The 15,442-nt window shown below is 57.9% G+C and carries 13 protein-coding genes and 2 pseudogenes; 7 read left to right on the top strand and 8 right to left on the bottom strand.

Annotation, left to right across the window (positions count from 1 at the left end; all coding sequences use genetic code 11):
• Positions 1-8 precede the first annotated feature (8 nt).
• The 4 genes and pseudogenes from AKN83_RS25650 to AKN83_RS25635 all read right to left on the bottom strand — a co-directional run.
• Positions 9-862: pseudogene (locus tag AKN83_RS25650) on the bottom strand (IS66 family transposase); the annotation flags it as partial.
• 192 nt (positions 863-1,054) lie between these two features.
• On the bottom strand, positions 1,055-1,201 hold the full coding sequence (gene tnpB / locus AKN83_RS42075; protein WP_157860898.1) for an IS66 family insertion sequence element accessory protein TnpB: 147 nt from the start codon (positions 1,199-1,201) through the stop codon (positions 1,055-1,057).
• 174 nt (positions 1,202-1,375) lie between these two features.
• On the bottom strand, positions 1,376-1,627 hold the full coding sequence (locus tag AKN83_RS42070) for a transposase (RefSeq protein ID WP_157860896.1): 252 nt from the start codon (positions 1,625-1,627) through the stop codon (positions 1,376-1,378).
• A 2,521-nt stretch (positions 1,628-4,148) separates the two neighbouring features.
• Positions 4,149-5,060, bottom strand: a complete 912-nt coding sequence (locus AKN83_RS25635) for a carotenoid biosynthesis protein (RefSeq protein WP_050403030.1) — start codon at positions 5,058-5,060, stop codon at positions 4,149-4,151.
• 323 nt (positions 5,061-5,383) lie between these two features.
• On the opposite strand from AKN83_RS25635, the gene AKN83_RS25630 reads away from it, so the two are divergent.
• Complete coding sequence (locus AKN83_RS25630; RefSeq protein WP_063695539.1) at positions 5,384-6,145, top strand: IS5 family transposase; 762 nt, start codon at positions 5,384-5,386, stop codon at positions 6,143-6,145.
• A 226-nt stretch (positions 6,146-6,371) separates the two neighbouring features.
• Here the strand turns inward: AKN83_RS25630 and AKN83_RS25625 are convergent, their stop codons facing one another.
• The 3 genes from AKN83_RS25625 to AKN83_RS38520 all read right to left on the bottom strand — a co-directional run bounded on the left by AKN83_RS25625 (position 6,372) and on the right by AKN83_RS38520 (position 9,977).
• Positions 6,372-8,123 (bottom strand): oleate hydratase, encoded by a 1,752-nt coding sequence (locus tag AKN83_RS25625; protein WP_050403064.1) that lies wholly within the window; start codon positions 8,121-8,123, stop codon positions 6,372-6,374.
• Positions 8,124-8,161: 38 nt separating this feature from the next.
• Positions 8,162-8,923, bottom strand: coding sequence for a glucose 1-dehydrogenase (locus tag AKN83_RS25620; protein WP_050403065.1), 762 nt, complete (start codon positions 8,921-8,923; stop codon positions 8,162-8,164).
• A 295-nt stretch (positions 8,924-9,218) separates the two neighbouring features.
• Complete coding sequence (locus AKN83_RS38520) at positions 9,219-9,977, bottom strand: acetoacetate decarboxylase family protein (RefSeq protein WP_083992225.1); 759 nt, start codon at positions 9,975-9,977, stop codon at positions 9,219-9,221.
• 1,188 nt (positions 9,978-11,165) lie between these two features.
• On the opposite strand from AKN83_RS38520, the pseudogene AKN83_RS25615 reads away from it, so the two are divergent.
• The 3 genes and pseudogenes from AKN83_RS25615 to AKN83_RS25605 all read left to right on the top strand — a co-directional run.
• Positions 11,166-11,378, top strand: a pseudogene (locus AKN83_RS25615) (IS3 family transposase); the annotation flags it as partial.
• Positions 11,379-12,584: 1,206 nt separating this feature from the next.
• Positions 12,585-12,797: a hypothetical protein gene (locus AKN83_RS25610; RefSeq protein WP_050403031.1), complete on the top strand. Its 213-nt coding sequence runs from the start codon at positions 12,585-12,587 to the stop codon at positions 12,795-12,797.
• A 222-nt stretch (positions 12,798-13,019) separates the two neighbouring features.
• Entirely contained in the window at positions 13,020-13,403 is a 384-nt protein-coding gene (locus AKN83_RS25605) for a hypothetical protein (protein ID WP_050403032.1), read from the top strand.
• A gap of 783 nt (positions 13,404-14,186) precedes the next feature.
• On the opposite strand, the gene AKN83_RS40660 is transcribed toward AKN83_RS25605, so the two are convergent.
• Positions 14,187-14,441: a hypothetical protein gene (locus AKN83_RS40660; protein ID WP_162240542.1), complete on the bottom strand. Its 255-nt coding sequence runs from the start codon at positions 14,439-14,441 to the stop codon at positions 14,187-14,189.
• On the opposite strand from AKN83_RS40660, the gene AKN83_RS25600 reads away from it, so the two are divergent.
• The 3 genes from AKN83_RS25600 to AKN83_RS39875 all read left to right on the top strand — a co-directional run.
• On the top strand, positions 14,352-14,558 hold the full coding sequence (locus tag AKN83_RS25600; RefSeq protein WP_050403033.1) for a cold-shock protein: 207 nt from the start codon (positions 14,352-14,354) through the stop codon (positions 14,556-14,558). The two genes, AKN83_RS40660 and AKN83_RS25600, sit on opposite strands and share 90 nt — an antisense overlap.
• A 126-nt stretch (positions 14,559-14,684) precedes the next feature.
• Complete coding sequence (locus AKN83_RS42065) at positions 14,685-15,116, top strand: IS110 family transposase (protein ID WP_050403034.1); 432 nt, start codon at positions 14,685-14,687, stop codon at positions 15,114-15,116.
• A 107-nt stretch (positions 15,117-15,223) separates the two neighbouring features.
• A partial coding sequence (locus AKN83_RS39875; protein ID WP_157113566.1) for a transposase occupies positions 15,224-15,442 on the top strand: 219 nt, incomplete at its 3' end.

The following is a 15,442-nucleotide window of genomic DNA, read 5'->3' as shown; positions in this document are numbered from 1 at the left end:
TTGGCACATCGATGCCGTCGGCGGGGCGTCCACCCCACATAAGTAGGCCGTCTTGGTCGATCCGGAGCGAGCGTCGGCAAGGTGGTTTCGTCGGCAGAGACCTTTCGGCCTTCTTGACCTCGCTGGAGATGTAGTCGGCCATGAAGCCGAGCTTGCCCATCCATTGCGCCATCAGCTAGCGGTCGAGCTCGATCTTGTCGCGGGCGTAGATAGCCTCCTGCCGATAGAGCGGCAGGCCATCGGCATGTTTGGCGACCGCGATCTGGGCCAGAACCGCTTCCGTCGGAATGCCTCCTTCGATGATGTGGGCCGGGGCCGGCGCCTGGATCACACCGTCCGCGTTCTTGAAGGCATACCTGGGACGGCGCGTGACGATCACCCGGCACTTCGCCGGCACCACATCCAGGCGCTCCGACACGTCCTCGAGGATCAGCACCTTCTGCTTGCCGGCATGCTCCGCCAGCTCTTGCGGCTCAATGACAGTTTCGATCCGCTCCTGATGGAGCGCAAAGCCCTTGCGCCAACGCGGTGCACGCTTGCTATCCGCTTGCGCACGGCCTTTGCTGACCTGGGCCTTGATCGCAGCGATGCCGGTCTCGATCTCCTCGAAGACGAAGGCCTGTTGTTCATCGTCGTCGGTGGCCGCCGAGCTTTTCCGATCGTCGGCCGAACCGGGCGCGGTCGAAGGCCTTCAGGATCTGCATCAGTCGCTCGCGCGTATCGACATCGGCATTGCGGGCCTTGAGATCGGCGACTTCGTTCTCCAGAGCAGCGGCGTGGGCCGCTTTCTCGGCCATGGCAAGTACCATGGCCTTCAGCGCGTCTCTAGGTCATTCGGGAGGCTGAGATCGGGCGGCGTCATTAACCCGACCAGAGCACATCTTGCTCCGCTTCTCTTGCCCTTTCAGGCCGCTGGTCACTTCGCCGCAGTGCTTTTACCCAACAATCTCCGGCGGCTCGACGCCGCGGTCCGGACCCGCTTCCAGTCCATCCCATCCACCAGTGCCATCAACCGCGCAGCATTCAGCTGCACCCGATGATGTCCGATCCGCGGTCAGCAGAACCTCGCCTTCTCAAGCCGTTTTAAATAGAGGCACACGCCAGAGCCATCCCACCATACGATCTTGATTCTGTCGGCCCTTTTTTTGGCCCGGAACACATAAAGCGCACCGTCGAACGGATCTGAGCCCGCATCGCGCACCAGCGCGCAACAAGGCCGTCGATTCCCTTGCGGAAGGCGACTGGATGGCTGGGCAGGTACACCTTCACGCCGGAGGGGATCATGCCGAACGGGCCGCCCGGATCACCCGATGCAACTGCGTCTCGTCGACGTCCGCGCCGGCGCGCACGATCACCTCGCTAATAGCAATTTCGATCACTGCGCCTGTCGCAGACACCACCACACCCTCGCAACTCGAGTGCCGCGAGCGATAATGTCGTTCGGGCCGAGCATCGCGACGCCGGGCGAACAGCTGCACGGGTGAATGCCGATCCGCCGGGCGATCGCCGAGACGCTAGCGCTTGGCTCCAGCGCCTCAATCACGACTTGGGCCTTAAACTCGTACGACCAGCGTCGGCGAAGCTGCCGCGGCGCTCCCTCAAGACAGTCGGCAACCGCTTCGATCATACGGAGGGTTCTAGTTCCAGAACTAGGCGTAAACATAGAAGCGCTCATCGGCTCACAAACTCAGCAGCCGATAGCCGATTGCTCAACCCCCTGCGCCCGACGGGGTCTCTTTGCCGCTTACGACCTCAAGCCCGATGAGCAAAATGAAATCGAGTATACTATACACGAGATCGCCAACGAGGATGGGCTGGTCTACGGGTACGGCGTAGAGATCAAAGAAGGAGCACCGCAGAACATCCTCGACAAACTTGCGTGGCTGCCCAGGAGGGACGGCTTAGTGCCGATCCCTTCGTGCGATCTCATTCAGTCGTCTGACTGATGACGGGCAGCCTGTCCGGAGCCGCCAAAGAATGGCTGTGAGCAGCGCCCGACGCGAGATTGGGTGCACCATCCTACCGCATGCATCCTGCAATGGCTTAGCATGATTATTGCTGAGGCATGCATTGTTTAAATGCTCATACGTTGACCTCCCATGAGACAGCCAAGCTCTTCTGTGAGCAGCCTCGCACGGGCGGTTCTTCGACGCGGCCGCCCGTGCATTTTTTCAGCGGTACGTCCTCGGAGGAATTGCCGTGATTAGTCGTAATGAAGCCTCTACGAAAGCCAAAGAGACGCTCGACGAATGGCACATCTTGATGACCGACGCGCTTGACAAACTTGCAGAGCTTCAAAGCACCATATCGCTACCTAGCCCGTCTTGAAAACAGAAAGCCAGCTCAACCGCGCCGGCTTAACGATAGCCACGTCGGAAGTTCTGCGATTAGTAGCCGCTGTTCTCTTTCTCCATTGCATTCTAGTTCGAATGGCACGTGGGTTGCTGGGACATCTGTGGCTTGGCTTCCTGAGTGAGGTCGTCGCCGAGGCGGCCAAGTCACTACCGGAGACTTCGCACGGACGGCACCTCCCCATCGTCCGTGCGCTTTTCTGAAAGCGCGAGTAGTCAGCCGCACGGCGAAAGCTCCCCTTCGTGGAGATCATGCTATGACCTGTGAGCACGCTTTCGAGAATGCCATTGCGGTGCTCCGAGAATGGTCTGAGGGCAGACCGCAATGAACATCGCACTTACCACGATTGCGGAGCTTATGGCGAGAAGGGCGTCCAGAACGGACGCTCTCTTCATCGGTTGGCTCCGACGATCACTCAGGGAGGCCTGCAGCCAATGGACAGGCTCAAATTTATACCCGCTTTCGAGGTCGCTATTCGATCTGCCGATCCCGCCAAGCTGGCCGAACTTCGAGAGGCCATCCGCGAGCGCGGGGTCCTGATAAATTTACGGTGGCGAGCATCTTGTGCGCAAGAATACGCTTACGCTCCTTAGGCTGCTCAAGATGATCGGCGGGTTCACGCCCTGTTGCGTCGTGAAGGCTGACGCTATGTCCGTAAGACTCGGCGCGTCTATCGCTGCTTGAGCCCTCAACCGCGCAACCATACGTTCGAAGCGCCGGGTCAAAGCGATGACTGCCTTGCCTACTACCAGAACAAGCAGTTACCTCAAGGATCGCTACAACTTAAGCTTTTGAGGCCGTCTGCGTTGGTTGCGCGGTGAAGTGGCAGCATGAGCAGCGGCGTTAACGCTCGTTACGATATCAACCGGAACATACGGAACTTGTCAAATGCAAGCGCCTGACGTCGGATGCGAGACGTCGCCGCCAATCGCTTCGCTGGAGACGCACCGCATGCCCTGGCGCCGTCACGGCGATCCCATCGTCGTCTGGATTAATACGCCAGGTGCTTGCAAGCATGATTTCTCGCTTTGTAGTGGCATTCGATCAGGTGCATTCCGTCGCAAGCTTGGATCTTCTTATATCGTGTTAAGCGTGATGGCATCCACATAATGACCGACGGGATCGAGACTACGAACGTTGCACAGCCTCCAATTGACCTGGAGGGGGGGTACATGACAGCGACCGAGCTCGCTGCGCAATTTAGGAGGACGCCAGCGACGATCGCCCGTTGGGCGCAAATGCCGAATTTTCCCCGTGCGACGGCTTTGAACGGCGATGCGCATTGGCCGATAACCGAAGTACAGGTCTGGTATCGCAAGCGCCAAAGGGCACACCGGGCCGCGCTACGTGCCAAAGAGGCGGCTATAGAGGCGGCTGTCGAGAAGGCTCGCCAGCGCCAACGCCTGATCGCAGCGTTTGCTCGCTGCTGCCCGCTGAAAGTCGAGCGATCAGTTGCTCCGCCGCGTGACGTGCCTCTCTCTCGCAAGATGGTCGTCCGAGCAGACGGCTCGCTTGCTCCTGCCACAGGCGATGATAGCCAGATCGCGAGCGCACCGCGGAATCACGTTAACAACGAGATTGGATCGTCTGGGGGAAATGACGCTAAGTCAGGGGGGCTGGACCAGCCGCGAGATTAGGGTGTGTACTCATAAAATCTCGACTAGGTCCGATTCGTTGTCGAACACTCTTGTGCGGACGCGGCAAAAGTCGCGAAGAGCAATTTACCGACGATGGGACAAGTGGGATAACCCCGAACGCAGCGGCCGGGATGAGGTCGCCGAATCCGACTCCCCACGTCAGGCGGTCTCGTCCTGGCTTGATGTAGTTGGCCCGTTATTCGAACTCGCTTGGCGCAGGAGGCGCAGAGCTGCCAGCAACGCCGTGAAGACCATTGTAAATAGCAGGATCGCGACAGTGGCCTCGCGGATGTCGTGGACCTGCCAGCCGTACCCCCTAGCGTCAACAGCCTTACCTGTCTGTCCCATTATCCAAGGAACTATGTGAGTGAGGCCAGCGCCCACATAGAAAACGATACCGGTCGCAGGCAGCTTGAGATTCATCCTTGAATCCGGCCGGACGCCGCCGCGGCGCAGGCAGAGCGCGAAGGCTTGAAAAATCAGCCAAGACGTAAGTAGCCAGCCAAGATAGTTGGAGAGAGGAACGCCGAACATTCCGCCGCCGTCGTGCCATATCCAGACCTTGGCGATAGTCGCATTGGGGGCATCCATCACAAGGTCCCATTGGGTCATCACGAATGCCGCGACCACAGGCAGGGCAACGAAGTTGAAGGGGCGATTGAGCTGACGATCGGCGCCATCAAGTAGTACTGACGCGACCGTCCACGAAAAATAGCCCGCGCCAAACCACAGCGGCCCGACGATGACCGGAATGAGGCCGATATGCGGAAGGTCCGCGCCGACCTCAAAATGATAGACGCCGAACGGAAAGCCCGTAGCGGTACCAAGGTTCTCCACCGCGAATGCTATGGCACTGCAAGCAATGAACAGGATCAAGGCCTGTTGTGTGCCATAGGCGATGACGGCGTGGATCCCCGCACAGGCGATAAATATTGCGGCGAGCGCTTGCGCGAACGGAGTTGGATTCCAGGAAAAACCTATTGCGGTTGTAAGAATGGCCGCGATGGACAGCCAAAGCATGGCTTCCTGCTGCGCGCTGAGCCGACTGCGGGTGGCTGTATCCGGCGTCACTGGTTGATCCGTTGGTTAAGCGGGGCAATGAACGGCCACGCTACTACACGGCCTGAGTGTTTGAAATAGATGCCCGCCGTGTCCCATCAGATTATCTGGTCGATAAAACAGGCATCAACGCATCATGCATTTTCAACTACTGCAATCCGCGTGGGATCTGGACCGCTACGAGCGGCACCATCCAATCCTCTTGTCCACTTTCGACAGTGAGTACGCCGCCAAGACTAAATGGTGGATCTGCCCGGCATATCGAGCGGGAGCTGGAAGCGTTTGCGTTTTGCCAGACGCCCATGATTCAAGCTTCGAAACTCGGGGCTCGAATCATGCGCTACGAACTCACCGACTATGAATGGACTGCCATCAAGCCGATGCTTCCGAACAAGCCGCGCGGCATTCCCTGGGTAAACGACCGACGTGTCCTCAATGGAATATTCTGGGTCTTGCGATCCGGGGCTCCCTGGCGTGATCTGCCCGAGGCGTTTGGTCCGTACACCACTTGCTACAACCGCTTCGTTAGGTGGCGGCGAGCCGGTGTCTGGGGCCGCATCATTGACGCGCTTGCCGCTGCCCATGATTCCGCTATCCAGATGATCGACACTTCGATTGTCCGCGTGCATCAGCATGGAGCCTGCATCACCAGGAACCGGCGCCAATCGATGGGAAGGTCACGCGGCGGCTTGACGAGCAAAATCCATGCGGTCGTCGATAGCAATGGTCTCCCGGTGCGGCCGGCGTTGAGTCCCGGCGAGGCCCACGACGTCCGACTTGCCGGAAAACTGCTGTCTCGTCTGAAATCCGGGTCAATGCTGCTTGCCGACCGTGGCTATGACGCCGATTGGATCAGGGAGCTCGCCATGAAGAAGGGTGCGTGGGCCAACATCCCACCAAAAAGCAACCGCAGTGGTCCGATCTGCTTCAGCCCGTATCTCTACCGCGCTCGCAACCATGTCGAGCGGTTCTTCAACAGGATCAAGCAATGTCGCCGGGTGGCGACGCGCTACGACAGATTGGGCGCCAACTACCTTGCCTTCGTTCAACTCGCGTCGATCAGGATATGGCTGCGCCTTAATGAGTCCGCGTCCTAGATGACAATGGACGCCACCCGAATAGGGGCGTGGTACTCACCGAAAAGCAGGTCTTGGATGACGGCACTGACAGAGTTCGCTGTCCTTGCCGCGGCGGATTGTCTCCGGCGCATCGAGCTGATGCTCGATCCGCGGCTAACTTCACCTTTGCTTTACCAGCTGCAGCGCTGCCCTGAGCCAGACAATCGACTGTTTTTCTTTCGTTATTTCTCTCGCTAATTGGAGATCACTTGATGCCCTTAAGCAATTCTCCCAGGACGGGAGCCTCAACCGTCTCCTGCAACAGCTTGCGGAAGGACACCGGTTCAATTTGGATTTCCTTGCTGTCACGCAGTCGAGCGATGGCGGCAAGTATTGTGCGAACATCGTAGGTCGAGTTGAAGACCTGTGGCACCCCGCGTTCGATGTCGAGAAGGGTGTAGACGGCCTCCATCGCGGTGCGAACCGAATACTCGGTTGTGAATACACAATCTCGCTCGGCCGCCTCGGCAAATTGTCCTATGAACGCGAAATTGGCAGCTCCTTTTGGCACGACATCCGGCCGGTCGCCCGCTCGCCTTGGCATAAAAAGGGAGGTGATGTAGGGCATCATGACTGGAACCGTTTTTGCGCCGGTCTCGGCGAGTTGCGGTATCTCGGCAATGGGCACACCAAGGTGATATAGCCATTCCTGCGTAACTTCAGCGCCTGTGCAGTCTTGCATCGGCTTCTTCACGAAATCACCGAGCTTGTTGACAAAGAGAGAATAGAGCCACACGATGATTTGGTCATTTGGCTGATGCTTGAAGTGCGGCTGGCGGTTCACCGTCCAACTAAGCAGCCAACTCGAATCCTTCACCGTAACGATGCCGCCTGTGACGACCTTGCCGCCGAATGGATCACGTTTGGCGATCTTACGAATATAGTCTGGGATGCGCGTGTCCAAGGTCGTGATGGTCGCAGACTCCCACTTGGTCGCATGGATGTTGCCGCCGAAAACGTCAGGCCGCCCGAACGCTGTGCTTTTTTCCGAGATGCGTCGCCAGAGGTCCCATGCTGGAGCAGGACCTTCATTGAGCGTGGCGGGCGTGTGATGATCGCCGGTATCGGAGTTCTCCGTCAAAGACCCGATTGTCACAAAAACGAGATCGTCGGCGCAGAGATCGATTCCGTTGCTGGCCCCGTCTCTTTTGTAGTTGATGCGCGTGGCCTGATTGTATTCGGGCCGGATCGCGAAATCGACGTCGGTGACTTTGACGCCGAATTGAAAGTTGACCCCCTGCTTGGCCAGCCAGTTGCACAGTGGCAGGACAAGGGATTCATACTGATTATACTTTGTAAACTTCAGTGTACGGAAATCCGGGAGCCCGCCAATGTGATGGATGAATCGATGGAGGTAAAGCTTCATTTCCAGCGCGGAATGCCATTCTTCAAAGGCGAACATTGTGCGCCAGTAAAGCCAGAAATTGCTGTTCAGAAGATCCTGCCCAAAGACTTCATCGATGCGTTTCTTCTCCATGTCCCGAGGGTCCGCAAGAAAGATGGCGATCAAATCTTTTTGCGCGTTGCCGGTCAGGCTGAAGAGGCCATCTGTATGGGCATCCTGCCCTCTATTCACAGTCGCTCGTTGTAACGAGTAGTTCGGATCATCCTTGTTCAGCCAATAGAACTCATCGAGCACGCTGGCGCCTTCCAGTTCCAGCGATGGGATCGACCTGAACAGATCCCATAGACACTCGAAATGGTCCTCCATCTCCCGACCACCCCGAATGACGAATCCTCTCTCTCGCTGCTTGGCGCCGTCGAGCGCACCGCCCGGCAACGTCAGCCGTTCGAGAATTGTGATTCGGTTGCCTGGCATATGTCCATCGCGAATGAGGAACGCCGCACCGGCAAGTGCCGCTAGACCAGCACCGATGAACCAAGCAGTCTTCTTGTCCACAGAAACGGGCTTACGAGGGCGGGCAAAGGCTTCGTAGTTTCCGCTGCTGCAATACATAGCTTGTTTCCTCCGCTTGGTCAGCCCGTCCATGGGGGTCATGAAAACATGTGCTCCGGCGCCGCGTGTTGATGCGGGACGCCGATTGTCAAGCCACCATCAAGGACTATCTCAGCACCAGTCATATAGCTTGACTCGTCGCTAAGCAGGAATGCGATCGCCTGAGACACTTCGATCGGCTGGGCAGCTCGTCCCAATGGAATGGGGAAAAGGGCCGGGTCCAATCTCTCAGTCATCGTCGTGGCGACGAGCCCAGGATGAACCGAGTTAACGCGCACGCCGGAGGCCGCGCACTCCAGCGCGGCAGACTTGGTGACACCACGCACGCCGAACTTGGAGGCGACATAAGCATGAAGGCCGGGGCTGCCTCGTAGCCCCTCGATCGATGAGACGTTGACGATAGAACCTCCGCCCGCGCGCCGGATTGCTGGTAGAGCGGCCCGGATGCCGAGGAACACGCCGGTAAGATTAACCGCCAGAGTCCTATTCCATTGATCGAGTGAAAATTGTTCGATCGGAGCCATGCTGGCGACACCCGCATTGTTGACGAGCCCTTGTAAGGCGCCAAATTTGCTCTCTGCGGCCGCAACTGCCATTGCCCACGATTTCGGCTCGCTAACATCCTGGTGCACATAGATGGCGGCATTTCCCAGTTCGGAAGCGAGAGCCTCTCCGTCCTCATCAAGGATATCAGTGACTACGACTCGCGCGCCCTCTGAAACCAACAAACGGGCATGGGCCGCTCCCATTCCTCGCGCCGCACCAGTCACCAGAATGACCTTCTCGTTCACACGTCCCATGATAGGGTCCTCGCCCGGGGCCATCGATCAGTTAGCTTGGTACGGCGCTGCCAACGATGTGCAACAAATCAACAAGAGCAATGCGCATGCCAAAAGCAGGCTGATTGGTTAGACGAATCGGGCCGCTACATTGATCGTATCGCAGCGACCCACTCGGCCGTCGTGTTACACTTCCGACATCATGGGCTCAGCCGGACATTGGTTGAGACGGAGGCAAGAAGCGAGCGGCAGCTCGGGCGGAACTCAGTTCGCCAGATCTTGCGAGCTTCTTCTGAACGGAAGGGGAGGGGGCGGTTCACGCGTTCGAAAGGAGATCGACAGATCGCAGCTTGGCATCATACTCCTCGTAAGTGCCAAGCATGATCTGGCCAACGGCCAAATTGTGCACGGGATCGATGACGGAGGGAGAGTCGTAAGTCAGAGAAACAGGACCCGTGAATAGTACTTCTTCGCCCGACTCATCTCGCCGGAATGTTCGGTCGGTGCACCACTTGACGAGCTGTGTTGCAGCTCCTTTTCCGGATGGCGTTATTGGAGGCAAATGCCGTATCGAATAGAAGTTGGTGTGTGTCGAGCACATCTGTCGGGCTGCTGTTCTCAGGCGCGAATCTGGCTGAGCAGTTATGGTCAGCAGACGCTTGCCTGCCGGACGCTCAAGTGTCCCTTGAATTAAGCCGCCCTCTCGAGTCAATGCGATGTGTGCAAACTTTTTGGGAGCTCCGAGCCCCTCTCGCCCGGAGGCGAGGGCAGCATCGTTCGCGGTCACATAGATGTAAGGAATATAGAAGCCGGTCTGCCCACCAGGATCACGAACCTCGATTCCAGAATACTGCTCCAGATATGGTCCGACGATGCTTGAGCCGTAACTTGCTATACCTACGACGCCCAGTGGGGGATTCGCTGCAGGAACTAACTGCTTTGGTAATAGCCGCTCCACGTCGCTTGCAATTGTGAAGATGGCTTGAACGGCTTGGCAGTTAAGAAACGCGCTGTCATGCTCTTCATCGCCGTGATAAAGGGGCGCGTCGAACGGAATACCTCTGATTTCAGTCATTAATTATCCTCCGGTAGAGCGCCCCGCGGGCGCTTGGTGGAGTTCGCGAGATCGCGGAGGACGCACGATAGTGGTCATCCGTTATGATCTTCGCGAGACCCCATCCTGATCCTGGTTCACGACCGCGGACCTTGCGGTCGTCTTCTGCGAGACCGAGCTATGGATTCGTCGATAAGCTAGAGCTTCACGCCTTTGGGAGAACGATGCGACAAAAGGATCGTAGCCGAATACGTTCGCGCTATCCCGCGTCCGGAGGCGCCCGTCGTACTGTAGCCACGAGTTTCATGCTCGTAGACGCTCATAATATCCGGCGGAGGCCGTGCGCAAATGCGGTTTCTGCCGCAGCAGCTCGAACGTGTGGTTTCATTGCGAACACACCAGCATTCATCTTTGAACAAGCGGACTCGCCGGACGCGAGTTCGCCCTACATCACCGGGCGAGTGGTAGTTTGAGCGGAATTCGGTGATGGCGTAGCGCAGCAAGTTGCGTGCCAGCCTCGCGATTGAGGCGCTTACCGGCCGACTTGTTGCGTCATGAAGTCTGGCAGCCGACCAACTCTGCGCAAGATGTTAGACTCGCTCCCGTTCGAAGCGAACTGCCTCGACCATCTCCTGGAGGGCGATCTGATGCGCGGGGTGAACTGCTGTTACTGAAGCCAGCGCAGATAGCGCTAAGCTGGCCGAAGGTGGTGACGTTCAACGTAAGCGCAAAAACCATCGCGTTATGCTTCGGAGCGAGTGTGCAGGGAGAGCCGCTATCACGGCAATATCGCAGCAAGCACGGAGAGATGGCTAGTTGAACCACTGGGGCAGCAAGCTGGCCAAACGCATCGGTACCAAAAGGCCAAGCTCTCGCTCGCAGAGTGGCCGTCATCCTTCATGCCATATGGACCGACGGTATCAAATTCCAGGCAGTGATCCGGCGCATGAACTAGCTTTAACTTTAACCACGCTGCAAATCTGCCGGCTTGCTTCGAGCGGTCAAACATTTATGAGTTTCGGCCACGCACACCGAATCCGACGGGCCGATTCGGTTCTGTCCTTGAGCAGGTGACTGGGCCAGCGCGACTTGGCACTCCCAAGAGGGACTTGGTCGGCGCGACAAAGAGTGCTTCTACTCTAGTTGTCGCCCTGCAAGAACGGCGATTATCGAGTGCTACCGGAGGCGGGAAAGCTCGGTCGAGGAGGTCGAGCGGGCAACGTCTGGGACAACTCGGCGATGGAGAGCTTCTTCTCGTCGCTCAAGACGGAGCGCACCGCACGCAAAACTTATCGAACCAGGAATGAGGCCGGAGCCGATGTCTTCGACTACATTGAGCGGTTCTACAACGCCACCCGACGGCACTCGGCGATCGGCAATCTCAGCCCGGTTGAGTTCGAGCGAACGGTGGGATTAGCTTAACTGAGCGGCTACGAAGCCGGCAGCAGCTCCATGCTAGACTGCCCGCTCGAAGAGAGGCAGTTGCAACGGCTCGATTTAAAGCCTGGTGAGTTGATCGCTCTAAACCGCGATGAGGTTGATCCAATCATCCCGCGCCCTCGGCGTCACTGAGCACAGTTCTCTGTCTGTCTCGTTGTTCGATCTTATACAGTTGCGTCCGACTGATGACGGCCATGTCGGAATTCCGTCACGAATGGGCCGTGAGCCGCGCCCGACGTGGGATGAAAGTGCACCATCCCTACCGCATGCATCCTGCAACGGCTTTGGCACGCTGATTGCTGAGGCATGCACGGGCCTGGATGTTCATACGTTGACCTCCCATGGACAGCCAAGCCTTTCATAGCGCAGCCACGCACGGGCGGTTTTTAGACCCGGCCGCCCGTGCATCTTCTTCAGCCGTACGAACTCGGAGGAATTGCCGTGATTAGCCGCAAAGAGGCCTTGAAGAAAGCCAAAAAGGCGCTCGACGAATGGTGCGAAGGGAACATCTCGATGACCGACGTGCTTGATACACTTGCAGAGCTTCAAAGGACCATTTCGCTACCTAGACGGCCCTCAAAGCAGAAGACCAACGCAATCACGCCGGCTTGAACGATATCCGCGTCAGAAGTCTTGCAATCTCGTTATTTGCTTTCCTTCATTGCATTCTAGTTCGATTTGGCACGCTGGTTGCTGAGACATCTGTGGGCTTGGCTGCTTGAGTGATGCCCTCGCCAAGACGGCCAGGTCTCGACAGCAACTTCACGCACGGGCGGCCCTCACGTCGTCCGTGCGCTTTTCTGAAAGTGCGAGTAGTTGGCCGCGCACCTGCACCTAACCTTATGGCACGGCGCTTGCTGAGGAGCCGTGGGCTTGGCTGCTCTTCTTTCGCGCATCCCATGGGACGCCGAGCCCAGCGTAAGTTCGCACGGACAGCCTTTTAAGCCGTCCGTGCGTCCCCCGCAGGACTACATGCCCGCGCGGCTGAATGCGCCCTTCGCGGAGATCATGCCATGACCTATGAGCAGGCCTTCGAGAACGCTGTTGCGGTGCTGCGAGAATGGTCTGAGGGGCGAACCGAAATGAGCGTAGCGCTTGCCACGATCGGGGAGCTTATGGCGAGAAGCGAGCCACCAGAACAGACGCCCTCGGTTGGCTCTGACAATCACTCAGGGAGGTCTGCAGAAAATGGACAGGCTCAAATTCATACCCGCCTTCGAGGCCGCCATTCGCTCTGCCGATCCCGCCAAACTGGCCGTACTTCGAGAGGCCATTCGCGAGCGCGGCGGCCCTGACGAGTTTACGGTGGCGAGCACCGAACTCATACGCAAGCATCCGCTCACGCTCTTTAGGCTGCTTACGATCATCTCCGACGCCGCACATGAGAAGCAACGGCCATGATCATCAACCCAACCTCTCGAAGTTACACCATTCTCATCGCGGAGGCGGCTGTCTCTGTTGTTCATGTGGTCTGCAGAGCATGGCGGCTGTACATGCGGTCAAATAGATCGGTCGAAGACATCGACCAAGGCGAAAAGCCTGCGCAATGGCCGCCCCCATCCGTCTTCGACGGCCTAATGCGCTCAGCGCCAACGTGCCGAAATGACTGAGGTGAGGTCCGCCATGCCGCCGCTCGTCGTAATCATCGCTTCGACGCACCTTGGCGTTTTAGCCACGATCAACATCACTGCTCAGCCCTCAGAAAATATAGATGAGTGCCGGAAGATGGGCGAGTCAGCGATCAAGGCTGCGACATTGAAGCCCGGCTTTTCTGCCGCCTATGTCTGCCACGACACTACTCTCCAGCAAGGGTTGTCGGGCGCGTTAGGCATCGTTGCCTACATGCAGAAAGAGGATGGCAGAGTAACGATCCTAGAGGGCCACATGGCGACGCTATCAGACTGCAGGATTGCTGGAGTGGCAGCAGTTGCTGCTGCGAGCAAAATTGCTCCCAATACGACGGCTTGGGCTTGGGCCTGCTACGACGTCGGTAGCTTTGGACGGTGAAGCGATGAACATTACCAGCCTTCGCGCATGATGATTTCCGGTTTACGACCATTCGCCAGCGTCTTGGAGCCCTTCAGACCACTGGCTATAGCCACAAGAGGCCGAGTGCGACCCGAATTCCGCAGCGGTGCGTCTCGAACCAATTGCCCAAAACGCTTGATACTTGGCCGGTCAAAAGCGAATGGATCAAAGTGGGGAAGTCTTCGAGAGAGCTGGTTGGTGCAAGGCTTACACCCCAGGGCACTCAGGGGTTGGGGCGGATAGAATAGAAGGAGTCATGATGGTCCTGAAGGCGTATATGGGACTAGATCAGACGAGTCGCACACGTAAACATGGTGTTACCAGCCACTCTCTCGGGCATGCGAAGCGGAATTCTCTTCTAGGATCGCGAATGATAACGGAGTTCACGTTAGTACCAGCCCACATAGAGACAGAATGCGGTCCAGCCTGCCATTACCAATATGGCCGTTATGTTGATCTGCTTTTGCGTCATGGTACGTTCGCGGTTGCGCCTTGGTCGAGCTCCGTTCGGTGGCGATTGACAAACACCAGCAGCTCAAGGGTTGTCGTGCAAAATCCGCGCCGCCGAAGACGGCGTATCGCAGCAATCGTCGGATTGAGGCGGGGGCGCGCAGCCAGACCGTGGTTTGTTCAGGTGCTGTATCTAAGCTCGCTGCATGACGACCTGCTTCGTGAGCCACTTGATGCGACTGGGGCGCGCTATTGGTTTAGCAACAATGTCAAGATGATGGTGCCGCCGCTCGTCGAGCTCGTGAAGCGACTTCAAATCGGCGGAATGAGAGCTTCCGCCGCAGCAGACAGCAATCGTGGCTGATGACGCGACATGCGCCGTGCGGCGAATATTTCGCGATTCGGGCGCGGTGTCATGATGTCAGCGCGGATGAACTGCAACACGCGCGGCCACTTCAACTCAGGAACTGAACGACGATGGCAATGGGTACGATTAAGAAATGGATTGACGATCGCGGCTTTGGCTTCATCGCGCCAGATGATGGCGGTGCTGACGTATTCCTCCATGCATCTGCGCTGCCGCTGAGCACGGTGCCCGAGGTGGGTGCGCGCGTCTCGTTCGAGGTCAAGCTCGACCCGCGATCGGGCCGGATGCGAGCGCGCGACGTGCGGATCGCTGAGTGACGAGTGACTCATGAGCGATCATAAGAGCGGCATCTCGGTCGTGCTGAACAACGAAGTCTCGCAGGTTCTTAGTACAATCATGCCGGATCGCGCGAGGCTCGCCCGCAAGGTCCATCGCATGTAGCGATGCTTACCGACCTGATCGACGCCAGCTCGCTTCCCGAATCGGCCTACGCCCTATTCTGCTCGCCGGCCTCAACGGTAAAATCGCAGATCTCGACAAGGAGATCGCGCGACGCGTTCGAGGACGAGGTATTGCGCAGGCTGATGACCGTTCCCGGTATCGGTCCAATCTCTGCCACTGCGATCGCCGCTCTGGCACCGCCGGACGAGACCATCGCCAGGGGCAGTGACTTCACCGCTTGGCTCGGCTTCACGCCTCGTCAAAGATCGACAGGTGGCAAGCAAAAGTTCGACGGAACATCCAAGATGGGCGAACGCACGCTACGGCGCCTCCTGATCATCGGTACACGACGATTCGCGCACGTAAACATGGTGTTGCCAGCCACTCATGCCCCGGCCGAGGATCTGCGCGCCATCCTGCACTTTCCGTCATAACGTGTTGTAATTCCGTATCGAGTAATTCCGTACGCCTCCGCTGACGGCCGCCTTGTTTGAGGGAGGCGAGCGCTGCAGGTCCTAGGGGTAGTCCTAGGAGAAGCGCTATGACGATATCGCGGGCAGAGGTGATCACATCGGTAGAGCGGCGGCGGCGGTGGTCGCGAGATGAGAAGGAACGGCTAGTTGCAGCATCGCTCGAGCCTGGAGCCACTGTTTCCGAGGTGGCTCGCATGGCCGGCCTTCATGTGAGCCAGCTGTTCCGGTGGCGCAAAGAGCTTTGCAAGCAGGGAGAGACGAGTATAGCTCCGTTCGTGCCGGTCGAA

The organism is Bradyrhizobium embrapense (genome assembly GCF_001189235.2).
In the GTDB taxonomy this organism is placed as follows: Bacteria; Pseudomonadota; Alphaproteobacteria; order Rhizobiales; family Xanthobacteraceae; genus Bradyrhizobium; species Bradyrhizobium embrapense.
This window is presented reverse-complemented; position numbering and strand designations above follow the sequence as displayed.